The 16,697-nt window shown below is 74.4% G+C and carries 14 protein-coding genes; 9 read left to right on the top strand and 5 right to left on the bottom strand.

What is annotated here, in order from left to right; genetic code table 11:
* Positions 1-8 precede the first annotated feature (8 nt).
* Both ABTW95_RS16990 and dpgD read left to right on the top strand, forming a co-directional pair.
* Complete coding sequence (locus ABTW95_RS16990; protein WP_500226733.1) at positions 9-1,811, top strand: acetyl-CoA carboxylase biotin carboxylase subunit; 1,803 nt, start codon at positions 9-11, stop codon at positions 1,809-1,811.
* Complete coding sequence (dpgD, locus tag ABTW95_RS16985) at positions 1,801-2,586, top strand: enoyl-CoA-hydratase DpgD (protein ID WP_396454009.1); 786 nt, start codon at positions 1,801-1,803, stop codon at positions 2,584-2,586. The genes ABTW95_RS16990 and dpgD overlap by 11 nt, the downstream gene beginning before the upstream one ends.
* A 9-nt stretch (positions 2,587-2,595) precedes the next feature.
* Here the strand turns inward: dpgD and ABTW95_RS16980 are convergent, their stop codons facing one another.
* Positions 2,596-4,185: an MFS transporter gene (locus ABTW95_RS16980; protein ID WP_396448198.1), complete on the bottom strand. Its 1,590-nt coding sequence runs from the start codon at positions 4,183-4,185 to the stop codon at positions 2,596-2,598.
* 191 nt (positions 4,186-4,376) lie between these two features.
* On the opposite strand from ABTW95_RS16980, the gene ABTW95_RS16975 reads away from it, so the two are divergent.
* Positions 4,377-5,345, top strand: a complete 969-nt coding sequence (locus ABTW95_RS16975; RefSeq protein ID WP_396448197.1) for a quinone oxidoreductase family protein — start codon at positions 4,377-4,379, stop codon at positions 5,343-5,345.
* A gap of 93 nt (positions 5,346-5,438) precedes the next feature.
* On the opposite strand, the gene ABTW95_RS16970 is transcribed toward ABTW95_RS16975, so the two are convergent.
* Both ABTW95_RS16970 and ABTW95_RS16965 read right to left on the bottom strand, forming a co-directional pair.
* Positions 5,439-6,641: an FAD-dependent oxidoreductase gene (locus tag ABTW95_RS16970; RefSeq protein WP_396448196.1), complete on the bottom strand. Its 1,203-nt coding sequence runs from the start codon at positions 6,639-6,641 to the stop codon at positions 5,439-5,441.
* Positions 6,642-6,684: 43 nt separating this feature from the next.
* Positions 6,685-8,271 carry a class I SAM-dependent methyltransferase gene (locus ABTW95_RS16965; protein WP_500226726.1) on the bottom strand — a complete coding sequence of 529 codons (1,587 nt, stop codon included), beginning with the start codon at positions 8,269-8,271 and terminating at the stop codon, positions 6,685-6,687.
* A 378-nt stretch (positions 8,272-8,649) separates the two neighbouring features.
* On the opposite strand from ABTW95_RS16965, the gene ABTW95_RS16960 reads away from it, so the two are divergent.
* Positions 8,650-9,099 carry an SRPBCC family protein gene (locus tag ABTW95_RS16960; RefSeq protein WP_500226725.1) on the top strand — a complete coding sequence of 150 codons (450 nt, stop codon included), beginning with the start codon at positions 8,650-8,652 and terminating at the stop codon, positions 9,097-9,099.
* 28 nt (positions 9,100-9,127) lie between these two features.
* Positions 9,128-9,628 (top strand): SRPBCC family protein, encoded by a 501-nt coding sequence (locus ABTW95_RS16955; RefSeq protein ID WP_500226724.1) that lies wholly within the window; start codon positions 9,128-9,130, stop codon positions 9,626-9,628.
* Positions 9,629-9,677: 49 nt separating this feature from the next.
* Here ABTW95_RS16955 and ABTW95_RS16950 read toward each other — a convergent pair whose 3' ends face one another.
* The gene (locus tag ABTW95_RS16950; RefSeq protein ID WP_500226723.1) at positions 9,678-11,147 is read right to left on the bottom strand and encodes an aldehyde dehydrogenase family protein; all 1,470 of its coding nucleotides are present in this window, start codon (positions 11,145-11,147) and stop codon (positions 9,678-9,680) included.
* A gap of 115 nt (positions 11,148-11,262) precedes the next feature.
* Here ABTW95_RS16950 and ABTW95_RS16945 point away from each other — a divergent pair, with 115 nt between their 5' ends.
* The 3 genes from ABTW95_RS16945 to ABTW95_RS16935 all read left to right on the top strand — a co-directional run bounded on the left by ABTW95_RS16945 (position 11,263) and on the right by ABTW95_RS16935 (position 14,358).
* Positions 11,263-12,111 (top strand): IclR family transcriptional regulator, encoded by an 849-nt coding sequence (locus ABTW95_RS16945; RefSeq protein ID WP_396448191.1) that lies wholly within the window; start codon positions 11,263-11,265, stop codon positions 12,109-12,111.
* A gap of 104 nt (positions 12,112-12,215) precedes the next feature.
* Complete coding sequence (locus ABTW95_RS16940; protein WP_500226722.1) at positions 12,216-12,428, top strand: hypothetical protein; 213 nt, start codon at positions 12,216-12,218, stop codon at positions 12,426-12,428.
* A 466-nt stretch (positions 12,429-12,894) separates the two neighbouring features.
* Positions 12,895-14,358: a benzaldehyde dehydrogenase gene (locus tag ABTW95_RS16935; protein ID WP_500226721.1), complete on the top strand. Its 1,464-nt coding sequence runs from the start codon at positions 12,895-12,897 to the stop codon at positions 14,356-14,358.
* 51 nt (positions 14,359-14,409) lie between these two features.
* Here ABTW95_RS16935 and ABTW95_RS16930 read toward each other — a convergent pair whose 3' ends face one another.
* Positions 14,410-15,498: a winged helix DNA-binding domain-containing protein gene (locus tag ABTW95_RS16930; RefSeq protein ID WP_500226720.1), complete on the bottom strand. Its 1,089-nt coding sequence runs from the start codon at positions 15,496-15,498 to the stop codon at positions 14,410-14,412.
* A gap of 169 nt (positions 15,499-15,667) precedes the next feature.
* Here ABTW95_RS16930 and ABTW95_RS16925 point away from each other — a divergent pair, with 169 nt between their 5' ends.
* On the top strand, positions 15,668-16,657 hold the full coding sequence (locus ABTW95_RS16925; RefSeq protein WP_500226719.1) for a helix-turn-helix domain-containing protein: 990 nt from the start codon (positions 15,668-15,670) through the stop codon (positions 16,655-16,657).
* The last annotated feature ends 40 nt before the right edge of the window (positions 16,658-16,697 follow it).

Here is a 16,697-nt window from a genome sequence, read left to right as displayed (position 1 = left end):
CGGTGGCGCTGCAGAGGGTCCTCGTCGCCAACCGCGGCGAGATAGCGGTCCGGGTGATCCGGGCCTGCCGTGACGCCGGGATCGCGAGCATCGCCGTGTACGCCGACGCGGACCGGGACGCCGTCCACGTCCGGGCGGCCGACGAGGCGTTCGCGCTCGGCGGGGACACGCCCGCGGCGAGCTATCTGGACACCGCCAAGGTCCTGCGGGCCGCCGCCGACTCCGGGGCCGACGCGGTCCACCCGGGCTACGGCTTCCTCTCCGAGGACGCCGGGTTCGCCCAGGCCGTCCTGGACGCGGGCCTGGTCTGGATCGGGCCGCCGCCGCGGGCGATCCGCGACCTGGGCGACAAGGTCGCCGCCCGGCGCATCGCCGAGCGGGTCGGCGCCCCGCTGGTCGAGGGCACCCCGGGCCCGGTGGGCGACGCCGCCGAGGTGCTGGCGTTCGCCGAGCGGCACGGGCCGCCCATCGCGATCAAGGCCGCGTTCGGCGGCGGCGGGCGCGGCCTGAAGGTGGCGCGGACGATGGACGAGGTGCCCGAGCTGTTCGAGTCCGCGGTCCGGGAGGCCGTCGCCGCCTTCGGCCGGGGCGAGTGCTTCGTGGAGCGCTACCTCGACCGGCCCCGGCATGTGGAGACCCAGTGCCTGGCCGACGCACACGGGAACGTGGTCGTCGTCTCCACCCGCGACTGCTCCCTCCAGCGACGCCACCAGAAGCTGGTCGAGGAGGCGCCGGCCCCGTTCCTGACGGCGGAGCAGGACCGGCGGCTGCGGGACGCGTCGAAGGCGATCCTGCGCGAGGCGGGGTACGTCGGCGCGGGCACGGTGGAGTTCCTGGTGGGCACGGACGGGACGATCTCGTTCCTGGAGGTCAACACCCGGCTCCAGGTGGAGCATCCGGTCACCGAGGAGGTGACCGGGATCGACCTCGTCCTGGAGCAGCTGCGCATCGCCGCCGGCGAGGAGATCGGGTACGGCGACCCGGCGGTGCGCGGGCACTCCCTGGAGTTCCGGATCAACGCGGAGGACCCCGGGCGCAACTTCCTGCCCGCGCCCGGCACCGTGGCGTCCTTCGCCCCGCCGTCGGGTCCGGGCGTTCGGCTGGACTCCGGGGTGGAGAGCGGCAGCGTGATCGGGCCCGCGTGGGACTCCCTGCTCGCCAAGCTGATCGTCACCGGCGCCACCCGCGAGCAGGCGCTGCGGCGCGCGGCCCGCGCGCTGGCCGAGTTCGAGGTCGGCGGCCTGCCCACCGTGCTGCCCTTCCACCGGGCCGTGGTCGCCGACCCGGCGTTCGCCCCCGAGCTGACCGGCTCGGCGGGCCCCTTCACCGTCCACACCCGCTGGATCGAGACCGAGTTCGCCGGCGCCGTCCCCCCGTACACCGGGGAGCCGCACGCCGGGGAGCCGGGCGCCGATGCGGCCGCCCCGCCGCGGGAGACGGTCGTGGTGGAGGTGGGCGGGCGGCGCCTGGAGGTCCGCGTGCCGTCCGGGCTCGGGCTGCGCGCGGCGACTCCGCCCGGCCCGCCCGCCGCCAGGCCGAAACGGCGGGACGCCGCGAAGGCCGCCGGGTCCGGCGAGACGCTCGTCGCGCCGATGCAGGGCACGGTCGTGAAGGTCGCCGTCCGCGACGGCGACCTCGTCCAGGAGGGCGACCTGGTGCTGGTCCTGGAGGCGATGAAGATGGAGCAGCCCGTCACCGCGCACCGGACCGGCACGGTCAGCGGCCTGGCCGTCGAGGTCGGGGCGTCCATCGGGACGGGTTTCGCCGTCTGCGCCATCAGGGAGGGAGCCGGCGTTGCCAGTGCGGTATGAGAAGCGCGGGCACGCCGCCTACGTGACCCTCGACCGGCCGGAGGTCCTCAACGCCATGGACCTCGCCATGCACGAGGAGCTGGCCGGGATCTGGGACGACTTCGAGGCCGACGACGAGATGTGGGTCGCCGTGCTCACCGGCGCGGGCGACCGGGCGTTCAGCGTCGGGCAGGACCTCAAGGAGGTCGCGGCCCGGGACGCCGAGGGCACCGCGCGGCCGTCGACCTTCGGCAGCCGCGGCAAGCCGGGCTGGCCGCGGCTCACCGAGCGGTTCTCTCTCGCCAAGCCGGTCATCGCGCGGGTCAACGGCTACGCGCTCGGCGGCGGCTTCGAGCTCGCGCTGGCCTGCGACCTCGTCATCGCCGCCGAGCACGCGGAGTTCGGGCTGCCCGAGGCGCGGCTCGGCCTCATCCCCGGCGCCGGCGGCGTCTTCCGGCTCACCCGGCAGCTCCCGTACCGGACGGCGATGGGCCTGCTCATCACCGGCCGCCGGCTGCCCGCCCGGCAGGCACTGGAGTACGGCCTGGTGAACGACGTCGTGCCGGCCGGCCGGCTGGACGAGTGCGTGGACGCCTGGGTCACCGACGTGCTGAGCTGCGCGCCGCTGTCGGTGCGCGCGATCAAGGAGGCGGCGCAGACGTCCGCCACGCTGCCGCTGGAGCGGGCCTTCGCCACCCGGTACGTCTGGGAGGAGCGGCGGATGCACAGCGCGGACGCGGTCGAGGGCCCGCGCGCGTTCGCGGAGAAGCGCCCGCCGCGCTGGCTGGGGCGCTGACCGCCGCCGTCACACCGCGTCGGTGACGGCGCTCCCCGGCTCGATCCCCTCCGCGTCCGGCCCTTCCGCGTCCGGCGCCCCGGGCTCGTCCGGGATGACCTTGGGCACCGAGCCGAGGGTCGCCACCGCGATGACCGCGCCGGCGAGGGCGAGCGCGACGCTGCAGTACAGCTCGGCGTGCATGGCGGTCACGAACGCCGAGCGGGCCGCGGCGAGCGCCTCCCCGGCCAGGTCGGCGGGCAGCGCGGCGGCCGCCTCGACCGCTCCCGGCAGCGAGTCGCGGACCTGCGCGGCCGGGTGCCCGGTGATGCCGGACGGAACCGAGATCCGGGCCCGGTACACCGCGTTGACCACGGAGCCGAGCAGCGCCAGCCCGAGCGCGCCGCCGAGCTCGGAGGCCGTCTCGGAGACCGCGGACGCCGAGCCGGCCCGGGTCTTGGGCACCGTCGCGAGGAGCGTGTCGGAGGTGATGGCGAGCGCGACCGACATGCCGAGCCCGGTGCCCAGGATCACCGGGAGGACCGGCAGGTAGTCGAGGTCCTCGTGCAGCACGACGGCCGCGGCCGCGAACGCGGCGGCGCCGATGCCCAGCCCGGCCGCCATCGCCCGGGCGCGGCCCGCCGCGTTGAGCAGCGCCGGCGCGAGCGCCGCGCCGCCGATCATCCCGCCGACGGCGCCCGGCAGCCCGGCGAGGCCCGCCTGCCACGGCGACCAGCCGAGCACCAGCTGCCAGAACTGGGCGAACACCAGGGCCTGGCCGACCAGCGAGAACATCGCGATCATGTTGACCACGATGGAGCCGGAGTACGCCCGGATCCGGAACAGCCGGATGTCGATCAGCGGGTCGGCCAGCCTGGTCTGCCGGCGGAGGAACACCAGGAGCAGCGCCAGCCCGGCGAGCCCGATCGCCGCGCGCGTCCCGTCCGGCCCGTGGGCGGCGATCTCCTTGATCGCGTAGATGCAGCCGACCACTCCGGCGGCGGACAGCACGACGCTGGGGAAGTCGAGCGTCCCGGAGTCCGGGTTGCGCGACTCCGGCAGCAGCACCAGGCCCGCGACCAGCATCACCAGCATGATCGGCACGTTGCAGAGGAAGACCGAGCCCCACCAGAAGTGGTCCAGCAGCGCACCGCCGACGAGCGGGCCGAGGCCCGCGCCGAGCGCGCTGACGCCGGAGAACGCGCCGATCGCCATCGTGCGCTCCTGCGGGCTCCGGAAGACGTTGCGGATGAGCCCGAGCGCGGGCGGCATGAAGCACGCGCCCGCGACGCCGAGCAGCACCCGGGCCGTGATCAGCAGCTCGGTGCTCGGCGCGTACGCGGTCAGCAGCGAGGTGCCGGCGAACGCGGCGACCCCGATGAGGAGCAGCCGCCTGCGGCCGATCCGGTCGCCGATCCAGCCCATGGTGATCAGCAGCGCGGCGAGCGCGAACCCGTAGCCGTCGCCGATCCACAGGACCTCGGTGGCGGACGGGCGCAGGTCGGTGACCAGCCGGGGGATCGCGAGGTTCAGCGCGGTCATGTCGATGGCGAGGATGAGGCCGCCGATCAGGGCGATCGCCAGCGTCCCCCACTTCTGCGCGGTCGAGATCGAGTCCATGGTGCCGGGATCCGCCTTTCACTGGCCGGCCGCGGGCGCGGCCCGGCGGCTCGGTGGGGCTGGTGGGGCTGGTGGGGGCCGAGTGGCTTGACACCGCGGGTCCTCACCTCCACACTGAATACGGTATCAGCGAATCCCAATTCGGTGAATATGGATTCGCACTCCAGGACGAAAGGTTGAGGTGGTGCAGCATGCACGCCGCCGTGCTCAGTGCCTTCGGGGAGACGCCCCGCTACGCCGAGTTCCCCGATCCCGTGGCGCGGGAGGGCGAGTCCCTCCTGGAGGTCAGGGCGGCCTCCCTCAACCGGGTGGACCGCGCCCGCGCGTCCGGCGGCCACTACACGAGCGGGGCCGAGGGCGACCTGCCGATCGTGTGCGGCCTCGACGGCGTCGGCATCAGCATGAGCGGCGCCCGGGTCTACTTCGGGCTGCCGCGGGCCCCCTACGGCTCGATGGCGGAGCGCACCGTCGTGCCGGACTGGATGCTCGCCCCCATCCCGAGCGGGCTCTCCGACGCCGAGGCCGCCGCGCTGATCAACCCCGGCATGGCGGCGTACCTGCCGCTCGCCTGGCGCGGCCGGCTGGCCGCGGGCGAGACCGTGCTGGTGCTCGGCGCCACCGGGGTGACCGGGCGGCTCGCGGTCCAGATGGCCCGCCTGCTGGGCGCCGGGCGCGTGGTCGCCGCCGGGCGCGACCCGAAGGCGCTGGAGTCGCTGACGGGCCTCGGCGCGGACGCGCTGATCTCGCTGGACCGGCCCGAGGACGAGCTGGCGGCCGCGTTCAGCGCCGAGGCGGGCGACGAGGGCTTCCACGTCGTCGTCGACTACCTGTGGGGGCCGCCGATGAACGCCCTGCTCGCCGCGCTCACCCGCAACGAGTTCAAGGCCGCCGAGCACGAGACCCGGATCGTCCAGGTCGGGGACATGGCCGGGCCCGCAGTCGAGCTGCCCGCCGAGGTGCTGCGCAGCGCCCCGGTGACGCTCACCGGCTCGGGCGGCTTCGCCCCGCCGGAGGTGCGGATGGAGGCGTTCGGGAAGCTGTGCGAGTTCGCCGGCTCCGGGGCGCTCAAGGTCGCCGTGGAGGAGGTCCCGCTCGCCGAGGTCGAGGAGGCCTGGCGGCGCGGTGATCGGGACGGCAGGCGCCAGGTCCTCGTCCCCTAGCGCTCCGCCGGAGGAGGTCGTGCTGCCCGCGCTGGTCATGGTCGCGACGGCAGTTCACCTCCTCCGCCGGGCGCCGGGGGGACGGGGTTTCTCTCAGGCGAGGAAGTTGCTGTAGGTCTTGACGGTCCAGCCGGTCATGCGGGTGTGCGGCACCAGCCAGGGCACGAACCGCAGCAGCGGCGACGGCGTCGGCCGCCGCTCCGAGAACTTCGCCATCCCGTGGAGCCGCTGCAGCTTCCTGACCCGCATCGCCTCGTAGGAGCGCAGGCACGACTCGACGGCCCGCACGCCGGAGGGCGCCGTCCCGGACCCGGTCAGCACCTGGTTGAGGCACCACGCGTCCTCCAGCGTCTGGTTGACGCCCTGCGCGAGCGTCGGCGGGACGGCGTGCAGCGCGTCGCCGATGAGCGTGATCCGCCCCCGGCCCGGCCGGTCGGGAACCTGGTGCAGGATGTGCGGGAACAGGCCGATCTCGTCGTCGACGAGCCGCTCCAGCAGCTCGGGGACGGGCGAGACGACCCCGCCGAACCGCTCCCTGAGGTTCTGCGTCGCGGACGCGCCCTCGCCGCTGCCGCGGTCGCCGGTCCGCTCGTCCCGCACGCCGCGCGGCACCGTGTCGCCCTCGGCCCACGGCGTGACGAACACCCACTGGATCTGGCCGTCGCCCGCGGAGAACATCGTCGAGAAGCCCGACTTGCCGTGGAAGACGATGCCGGTGGTCTCGTGCGGCAGGCCCACCGGCAGCCGGGTGAGGCCGTGCCAGGTCGCGAAGCCGGTGTAGGCGGCGGGCGTCTCGCCGTGCAGGTAGCGGCGGACGGCGGAGCGGTGCCCGTCGGCGCCGATGACGACGTCGCCCTCGGCCTTGGTGCCGTCGTCGAACTCCGCGATGAGCGGGCCCGCGGCGCCGTCCGGCGGCTCACTGATCCCGACGCACCGCTTGCCGTAGTTGAGCACGCCGTCGGGCAGGCCCTTGGCGAGCTCCTGGACGAGGTCGCCGCGCGGCACGACCACGGTCGGGTGGCCGAACCGCCGCTCCAGCCGGGTGAGGTCGAGCCGCAGCAGCGTGTCGCCGCGCTCCGACAGGGTGTTCATGGCGTCCATGCGGCTGCCCATGGCCTCCGGCTCCACGCCGAGGTCGCGCAGGATCCCGGTGCCGTTGGACCACAGGATGAGGGACGCGCCCTCGGTGCGCAGCCGGTCCGCCTGCTCGTAGATCTCGACCTCGTGGCCGGCGTCCAGCAGATATCGGGCGGTGGCGAGACCGCCCACGCCGATTCCGATAATGACGAATTTCATCATTGGTTCCTTGCTCGGAGTTCCTTTTCGCGCGGCGGTCCGCTCAACGCGGGTCGCGAATGGCCGCAAGCAGCACGCAGCAGCCGGGCCGGTGCACCTCTCGAACGGTGAACTTCGCCTCCACGAGCCAGCGGATGAGCGTTTCCCGCGGCTGGAGTTCGACCAGCAGGTCCTTCTCGTGGCGCGCCTGGAATTCCCGGTAGAGCGGGTCGGCGGACTGCTCGAAGGTGAACAGCGCGAATGTGCCGCCGTCCGCCAGGCAGCGGCTCACCTCGTGGATCACCTGCTCCTGACCGGGCAGGGTCTGCAGCGCGTTCCAGCAGGTCACCGCGCCCAGCGAGGCGTCCGCGACGGGGAGGCTCAGCGCGCTGCCGCGCACGGCGGGCAGCTTCGGCGGGGTCGCCTGGAGCGCGGCCAGCATCGAGGTCGCGAGGTCCAGCGCGATGACGGGGCCGGGGACCGTCTCGGCGACGACCCTGGTGAAGCGGCCCGTCCCGGCGGCGAGGTCGAGGACCGGACCGGTCACCCGGCCGAGGTGCCGCTCCAGGAAGTCGATCTCCTGCTCGACGGTGAGCAGGCCCTCGAAGTCCCGGCCCATCGCGCGCAGGAACGCGGGCCGGAGCCCGCGCTCGTAGCGGGCCACCTTCCCCGGATCGTTGATGATCATCGCTTCCAGCGTGTTCCCGGCCTCGGACGACAGGTCGAGCCAGTCCCCGGTCGCCGGGTGCTGCTTCCCGCACGAGCCGCACCGCGCGCCCTCGGCGGCGAGCGCGAGCGGGCCGCGGCAGTCGGGGCAGGCGAGCAGCGCCGCGGCCGGGGCGAGCAGCTCGACGGCCGAGGGGGCGTCCGCGGCCCGGCCTGCGGGCGCGGGCGGCTCGGGTTCGGCGTAGTCGGGCTCGGCGCGGTACGGCCGGACCGGCGTGTCCAGCAGGGCGAGGGCCTTGAGCGCCGAGTAGTCGCGGATCTTGCGGGTGTCGCCCGCCCAGAGCGCGTCCAGGTCGCTCTCCGGCATGGCGGAGATCCAGTTCCTCCGGTCGGCCTCCAGCTCCGCCTCGGTGACCGCCCACATCGCGGGCGAGGGCCACTCGCGGCCGAGGGCGTGGCCCTCGGTGCGCTCCTCGTCGAGCGAGCGGAGCAGCCGGCTCCGGTCGTCGGCGCTCAGCCGGAGCGCGTCCGACGCCTTCAGCACCCGCTCCCGGTCCTCGGGGAAGAACCCGGCGAAGTGCAGCAGGGCGGCGGTGAGCCGGCGGTCGGCCGCCGCCCCGTCGAACAGGGACAGCACGGCCGCGGACTCGACCCGCACGGCGTCGTGCGCGTCGGTGTCGGCGAGCAGCGCCAGGAGCATGACGAGATGCGGGGCCCGGTCCGCGGGCGCGCCCTCGCGCAGCGCGGACGCGAGCACGGGCACGGCCGCGCGCCCCTCGTCGGTCGCCCTGGCCGGCTCGACGTGCACGGCGAAGGCGGAAGCGGTGTCGGATGCCTCCTCGGAGGCCACCCCGGCGGGACTGCGGAAGGCGGCGTCAAGCTGACGGAACAAGGCGGGAACCGATGCGGCGGGCGCGTCGAGGAAGTCGCGCACCGCATTTTCGACCTTATTGCTCGCAGGTGCGCCGCTGACGGAGACGTCCATATTCGGATGCTAGTCCGGACGCCATTCAGAACATAGGCTGAGAGAAACGATAGGGGTCGATTGAAGGGCCGCCGAACATAGGGGCCGGAACAGGGGTTTCCCATTCCACCCCCGCATGTTACACATTAACGATCGCCCGGGCGGCCCGCAATCAATTCCGCACCCGCCATTTCACCGTGCCGGGGCCGCGCCGCCGGGCGGCATCGCGGGCGGCACGCGCCGCCGGCGCCGCGGGTCTCCGCACCGTCCGCCGGGCTTTCGCACAGCTGTCGTGGCCACCTTCCGCACCGCTGCCGCGGGATCTTTTCGCGGGGTGTCCGTCTGGTGGGGCGGCCGTTCGTCTTCGCTGCGGATCTGCCTGAGTGAACGGAGACCGCAATGCCCGACATCCTGCACCGCGTCAGCATCGACGCGCCGCCCAAGCGGGTGCACCACCTCATCACCGACACCGGCGGCATCGCCAGCTGGTGGACGGGACGGCCGCTCACCGGAGAGCACGCCGTCGGCTCCGGCTTCGCCGTGTACTTCGGCGACGCCGAGCAGCCCGCCGCCGCGATGGAGGTGCTCACCGACGAGCCGGACCGGGTGGTCTGGCGGGTCACCGGCGGGCCCGGCAGCTGGATCGGCACCCTGATCACGTTCACCCTGCGCTCCGCCGGACGCGGCGGCACGACGCTGCTGTTCTCCCACGCCGGCTGGCGGGAGGCCGACGAGTTCATGAGCGGATGCAGCACCAACTGGGGCTCCTACCTGACCAGCCTCAAGACCGGCGCCGAAAGCGGCGCGTTCGCCGCCTACCCCGCCGGTGAGATCAGCCGCTGGGGCTGAACGCCGCCGCCTTCCGACAGGAGGAACGATGACCTCATCGCACACGCCGAGCCCGACGGCCGCGCGGCTCGAACGCGTCTACGACGCTCCGGTCCGGCTCGTCTGGGAACTGCTGACGACCGCCGGCGGGCTCGGGGAGTGGTTCGCCCCGGACGGCTTCGAGAGCCGGGTGGACGCACTCGACCTCAGGCCCGGCGGCCTGCTGCGGTACACCATGACCGCGACGGCGCCGGAGCAGGTCGCGTTCATGCGGGACACCGGCAACCCGCTCGCCGCGGAGGTGCGCAAGACGTTCACCGAGGTGGCGCCGCCGCACCGGCTCGCCTACCTGTCGCTGATCGACTTCGTGCCCGGCCGCGAGCCGTACGAGCACCTGACGACCGTCGTCCTGGAGCCGGCCGGCGCCCGCACGCGCCTGGTCATGACGCTCGACCCGCTCCACGACGAGTCCTGGACGGAGCAGCACCGCGCCCACCGCGGCGAGGAACTCGACCACCTCGCCGCGGCGATCGAGCGGCGCGCCGGCTGACCGCGAGGCCGCCCGGCCGGCCGCCCGCGGTCGGCCCCGCCGCCCCGGGTCAGAAGGGGAAGCCGCGGTCCTGGTCGCGGACGGTGATCCACTGGAGTTCGCAGAACTCCTCGGCGGCGAAGCCCAGCCCGAAGCGGCCCCAGCCGGTGTCCTTGACGCCGCCGAACGGCATCTGCGGCTCGTCGTTGACCGGCTGGTCGTTGACGTGGACGATGCCGGCGTCGAGGGCCTCGGCCAGGCGGAGGCCGCGCGGGCGGTCGCCGGTGATGACCGAGGCGACGAGGCCGAAGTCGGAGGCGTTGGCGCGGGCGACGGCGGCCTCGGCGGAGTCGACCGCTTCGAGGACGACCACGGGGCCGAACGTCTCGCCCTGCGCGATCTCCGCCTCGTCCGGTACGTCGGCGAGGACGGTGGCCGGGTAGCACGGCGGGGCGGGGTCGCCGCCGGCCAGCACGCGGGCGCCGAGGCCGACGGCCTCCTTGACGCGGCGGTCGATGAGGGCGAGGGCCCACTCGTTGATCACCGGGCCGATGACCGTGTCCGGGTCGGCCGGGTCGCCCACCGGCAGCGCCGCGGCGCGGGCGGCGAAGCGCTCGGCGAACTCCTCGGCCAGCGGGCGTTCGACGTAGACGCGCCTGGCGCACATGCACACCTGCCCCTGGTGGACGAAGGCGCCGTAGGTCGCGGCGTTCACGGCGTAGTCGAGATCGGCGTCGCCCGCGACGATGAGCGGGTTCTGCCCGCTGAGCTGCAGCACGACCCGCTTGAGGTGCCGTCCGGCCTTCTCGGCGAGGCGGCGGCCGGTGGGGGTGGAGCCGGTGAAGTTGATCCGCTTGACGAGCGGGTCGGCGAGCAGCGCGTCGCCGATGCCGCCGGCCTCGCCGGGGGCGTGGGTGACGACGTTGAGCGCGCCCGCGGGCAGGCCGGCCTCTTGGAGGATCTCCGCCCAGAGCGCACCGCCCGTGTACGGGGATTCCTCGGACGGCTTCAGCACGACGGTGTCGCCGAGCGCGAGCGGCCCGACGATCGCCCGGCCGCCGAGGGTGAGCGAGGCGTTCCACGGCGCGATCGCCGCGACCACGCCGACCGGCCGGCGGACCGCCATCGCCGTGGTTCCCGCGGCGTCCGACGGCAGCAGCTCCCCCGCGGGCCGGTAGGGCAACTGCGCGGCCTGGCGGAGCAGCTTGGCGGCGAAGTCGAGCTGGACGGCGCCGAAGGTGCGCCCGCAGCCGGTCTCGTCGGCGAGGGCGGCGAGCACCTCACCGCCGCGCCGCTCCAGGACCTCGGCCGCGCGCAGGAAGACGAGCTGGCGCTCGTGCGGCGGCGTCCGCGCCCAGCCCTCGAACGCCGCGTGCGCGGCGGCGACGGCCCGTTCGGCGTCCTCGATGTCGCCGGCGGCGACCTCGCCGAGCGTCTCCCCCGACCACGGGGAGCGGTTCGGGTAGGAGCGGCCGGACGCGGAGTCCACCCACTCGCCGCCGATGAAGTGCCCGACGCGAGGTGTGCGCCAGTCCGCCATGGGGCCGTTCTCCTCGCTCACGTCGGTCGGTTGCGGCCCTAGAACATTGCCACCACGCGCCCGACGGTCAAAAACGTTCGAATAACTGGAACAGTCAGATCGTATTCTGACCGCTGTGACCGATGACGACTCCGCGCGCCGGCGTGCCCGCAGGGCCGCCGACCCGTCCTTCTCCGCCTCGCTGGAGCGGGGGCTGCGCGTCCTGTCCGCCTTCACCGGGGACCGCTCGGTGCTGGGCGTCGCCGAGCTGGCGCGGGCCGCGGGGCTCACCAAGAGCACGGCGCACCGCTACGTCGCCACGCTGACCAGGCTGGAGTACCTGCAGCAGGACCCGGAGACCAAGAAGTACTCCCTCGGCCCCCGCGCGGTGGACCTCGGGTTCGCGGCGATCGACTCGATGGAGCTGACGAGCATCGCCGGCCCGCCGCTCCAGGCCCTGGCGGACGAGACCGGCTACACCGCCAGCATCGGGCTCAGCGACGGCCTCGACGTCGTCTACGTCGACCGGAGGCGCAGCGGCCGGCGCAGCGCGCTGGCCATGGACCTCAACCTCCACGTCGGGTCGCGGCTCCCCGCCTACTGCACGTCGATGGGGAAGGTGCTGCTGGCCCACAAGGACGCGGCGGAGCTGCGGCAGCTCCTCGACCGCACCGACCTGGCCCGCCGCGGGCCGAAGACGATCACCAACCGGGAGCAGCTCACGGCGGCGCTGGCGCGGGTGCGCCAGACCGGCGTGGCGGTCAACGACGAGGAGCTCGCGCCCGGCCTGCGGTCGTTCGCGGCGCCGGTGCGCGACCGCTCGGGCGCGGTCATCGCGGCGGTCAACGTCGCCGTCCACCTGACGGTCGCGCCCGCGTCGGTGGACGCCCTGGCGGGACGCGTCGAACCGCCGCTGCGGCGCACCGCCGCCGAGATCTCCAGGCGGCTCGGGTATCGCCCCACGTCAGACCAAGGTTCCAGATAGCAAAATCGCGTTCGAATTCTCGGAACGACCCGTTGCTCCTGCCGACGGCGGGTGCGTACGGTCGCACCACTTCCGGCTTCCCGGCCGTGACCAAGGAGTTCAGCGTGAGCGAGATCCCGGCGCGCGGTTTGCTCCTCAAGACGGCCGCCGTCCTCGGCGACTACGGCTCGGGGTACCTCGTCCTGCTGGGCGCGGGCGGCATCGCGGTGGCATTGTGGCTACTACCAGGCGGGTTGTGGGGCCTGATCCGCGGAAGGACGGAGCTGAGCCTCTTCCCCGCCGGCTACCACGTGCGGAGGCCCGATGTCGCCCAGTGAACCGGTCGCCGCCGTCACGACGGGCCGGCTCAGACCCGCCGGCCCGACCGAGAGGATGCCGGCCGCGATCGCCGCCAGCGGACCGCACGTGCACGCCTACACCGCGGTCACGGCGGACATGCCCCGCGCGCGGGCCGCCGAGCCGGAACGCGCCGGCCGGCGCGGCCCGCTGCACGGCGTCCCGGTCGGGGTCGAGGACCTGATCGACACGGCCGGCGTCCGCGCCGCCGATCGGCGCGACGACCGTCGCGGCCGGCGGGCGCGAATGGCCGGTCGAGCCGCTGCCGGCCCCGCCCGCCTCCCTGTTCGACGCCGCCGGGCTCCCCGCCGCCCCGGTGCCGGCGGCCCTGCCGGACCTGGGGCGAGCGCGTGGCCGGAACGCTCGGCGGCAGCCGCCGCGGCGAGGTGCTCAAGCCGGTGCTCCGCATGAAGCACTGAGAACACGACAGGAGAAGGAGGAACCGCCGTGGGACTGCTGGACAGCGTCGACTGGCAGGGGAACATCTTCAAGAACGGTGCGTGGACGGCGGCGCACGGCGGTGACTACGCCGTGGTCGAGCCGGCCACGGGCGCCGAGCTCGGCCGGATGGGGCAGGCGAACGCGCAGGACGTCGCCGAGGCCGCCGCGAGCGCCGCCAAGGCGCAGCGGGAGTGGGCCGCGCTGCCGCACACCGCCCGCGCCGCCGTCCTGCGCAAGGCCGGCGACCTGTGGCAGGAGCACGCCGAGGAGATCAGCGGCTGGAACGTCCGCGAGGTCGGCACGGTCCCCGGCATGGCCGGGTTCGCCCTGCACGTCGCGGCGGAGGAGTGCTACAACGCGGCCGGCCTGCCGGCCATGGCGACCGGCGAGATCCTGCCGTCGGAGGAGCCGCGGCTGTCCATGGCGCGCCGCATGCCGGCGGGCGTGGTCGGGGTGATCTCGCCGTTCAACGTGCCGATCATCCTCGGCATCCGCTCGGTGGCGCCGGCGCTCGCGCTGGGCAACGCCGTCCTCCTCAAGCCCGACCCGCGCACCGCGGTCACGGGCGGCACGCTGATGGCGCGGGTGTTCGAGGAGGCCGGGCTGCCGCCGGGCGTCCTGCAGATGCTGCCGGGCGGCGCGGACGTCGGCGAGGCCATGATCACCGACCCGCACGTCCGGGTCATCTCGTTCACCGGCTCCACCCAGGTCGGCCGCCGCATCGGCGAGCTGGCCGGGCGGCACCTCAAGCGCGCCCACCTCGAACTCGGCGGGAACTCCGCGATGCTCGTCCTGGACGACGCCGACGTGGACGCGGCGGTGAACCTGGCCACCTGGGGCTCGTTCTTCCACCAGGGCCAGATCTGCATGACCACCGGCCGCCACCTGATCGCCGACCGCCTCTACGACGACTTCGTGGAGCGCCTCGCCGCCAAGGCGGGCGGGCTCCCGGTCGGCGACCCGGCGGCCGGCGAGGTCGCGCTCGGCCCCGTCATCGACGCCGGCCAGCGCGACAAGATCCACGGGATGGTCACCGCGAGCGTCGACCAGGGCGCGAAGCTGGCGGCCGGCGGCACTTACGAGCAGCTCTTCTACCGCCCCACGGTGCTCGCGGACATCCCGCTGACCGCGCCCGCGTTCGCCGAGGAGGTGTTCGGCCCGGTCGCCCCGATCACCCGCGTGTCGTCCGCCTCGGAGGCGGTGGAGCTGGCCGCCGCGGGCGACTACGGGCTCTCGCTCGGCATCGTGACCCGGGACGTGATGCGCGGCCTGGCCGTCGCCGAGCAGATCCCGACGGGCATCGTCCACATCAACGACCAGACGGTGAACGACGAGGCCAACGCCCCGTTCGGCGGCGTCGGGGCGTCCGGCACCGGTTCCCGCTTCGGCGGCGCCTCGGCGAACATCGAGGCGTTCACCGAGATCCGCTGGATCACCATGCGCGGCGAGCCGCCGCAGTACCCGCTCTGATCCCGCACCGGAGGCGGGCGCGGCCGGCCCGGCCGCGCCCGCCTCCGGGTTTCAGCCCGTGAGCTTCACCCGAGGGCGCTCGTCGCCGATGAGGAAGGACGCCAGGCGTTCCCCCTCATCGGCGACGGCGGTCCGGTCGGGTTTGGAGAGCGGGCGCAGCGGGGCGATGACGACCGCGTCCGCCTCGGTGGTCCAGGTGGCGGCGACGCGGCCGTCGACCAGGACCACGCGCTCACCGGCGACGGAGAGGCCGCGGTGGGCGTCGTCGATGATGCGGCGGCGGTCCTGGTAGCCGAGGATCGCGTTGTCGAACGCCGGCAGGAAGCGCACCGGGGCGGGCGTGCCGGGGTCCGGGCGCGGGGCGCCGGGGAGGTCGAGCAGCTCGCGGCCGCGCTCGTCCCGGAACGCGACCAGCTCCGGGCGCAGCGCCGCGACCGCGGCGGGCAGGCCGGCGAGACCGCACCAGGCGCGCAGGTCGGACGAGGACGCCGGGCCGAACGCGGCGAGGTAGCGCCGCAGCAGCTCCCGGCCGACCGGGTCGGAGCCGTCCGCGGGCAGCGGGTCGACGTCCCGGCCGAGCCAGGAGGAGAGCAGGGCGTGGCGCACCCCCGCCTTGGTGCGCCATAGGCCGCGCGGCGGCGCCTGCACCATCGGGACCAGGGAGCCGAGCATCTCCCCCAGCGCCCGCGGCCCCGCCTGCGGCCAGCGCTCGGGCAGCGCGCGGACCAGCTCCGCCGACGTGCGGGGGCGGCCGTCCTCCATCACCGCGCGGCCCGCCGCGGCGAGTTCCCCGAAATCCACCCGCTCCAGCTCGCGGCGGTAGGCCCCGAGCACCCTCTGGCACATCATGGCCTGGTGGCGGGCGTGCCACGCGAGCGCGTCGGCGGCGGTGACGAGGTGGACGGTGCGGCGCATCAGGTGGGTGCGCACCGCATGCCGCCCGGTCAGGAGATCCGAGAGCGCCGCCGGGTCGAACCCGCGGAGCCGCGACCAGAGCCCGACGAACGGTTCCTGCGGTTCCTGCGCCTGCAGGCCGCCGAGGTGGGCGACGGCGTCGAGCACGGGCAGGTCGGCGCGGTCGAGCAGAAGCTGGCGGGCGAGCGTGGCCCGGTTGAGCGCCCGGTCGTCCAGAACGGTCATGACCCCAGCGTCGCAAGGAAAGCGGTCAGTTCTTGACCGCATCTCTCGCGGCGGCGAACCGGTTTGGTCTGGCCGGGTGCGGCCAGCATGGTTCCGCTCATGGCATCCGCGCGTGACCGTAGTCGCCGGGGGGCGCGCGCAAGCGCCCGCCGTTCCGCGGGGGTTTGCGATGAGCGCGCTCATCACGGTCGACGATGTGCCCGTCGCCGACCGCACCGAGTTCTTCCGGCAGATGACGGCGAACACATGGGTGCCGATGGAGTGCCGTCCGATCGGCCGCTGGGACGGCTACCGGGGGAAGTTCCGCACCAGCGGGCTCGGCCCGATGCAGGTGGTCGTGATGGACATCATGCCCATCACGGTGCACCGCACGCCGAGCATGATCTCCATGGCCGACCCCGACCTGCTGAAGCTCTTCCTGGTGTGCGGCGGCGGTCGCTGCGGCGTCGGCCAGGGCGGGCGGCAGGCCCTCCTCTCGCCCGCCGAGTTCGCCTTCTACGACACCCGCCGTCCCTATGAGGTGGTGTGCGGCCTCGACGACCGGCCGACCCGGGTGATGACGTTCATGTTCCCGCCGTCGCTGCTGCCGCTGCCGCCGGGCCGGGTGCGCGGGCTGACCGCGATGCGCATCCCGGCGACGAGCGGCCTCGGCGACCTCACGTCGCAGTTCCTGCTCCGGCTCGCCCGCAACGTCGACCATCTCAGCCCCGCCGAGGCGGCCCGGGTGTCGTCCGCCGCGCTGGAGGTGCTGGCCACGCGCCTGGCCGGCGAACTGGACGTGCGGGACTGGGACACGCCGCAGGCCAGGCGGCACGCCCTGCTCACCACGATCCAGGGCTTCATCCGGCAGCACCTCGGCGACCCCGGGCTGACCCCGGCGAGCATCGCGGCCGCGCACCACATCTCGGTCCGCACCCTCCACCAGCTCTTCCACGACGAGGGCCTGACGGTCGCCGGCTGGATCAGGCGGCGCCGGCTGGAGCGGTGCCGCGGCGACCTCGCCGACCCGGCGCTCGCCGCCCGCCCGGTCGCGGCCATCGCGGCCCGCTGGGGGTTCTCCAGCGCGGCCGACTTCAGCCGCGCGTTCCGCGCCGAGCACGGGCTGCCGCCGTCGGAGTACCGCAGGTCCGCACGCAATGCAAAGGACCCCGCGCGGTAGGCCAACGACATCCGCGCCTCCCCCGGCCACGCTTGCCGTA

The sequence above is a fragment of the Spirillospora sp. NPDC127506 genome (genome assembly GCF_040302145.1).
Classification (GTDB): Bacteria; Actinomycetota; Actinomycetes; order Streptosporangiales; family Streptosporangiaceae; genus Spirillospora.
The sequence above is the reverse complement of the archived record's forward strand: the minus strand, read 5'-3'. Positions and strand labels throughout refer to the sequence as shown.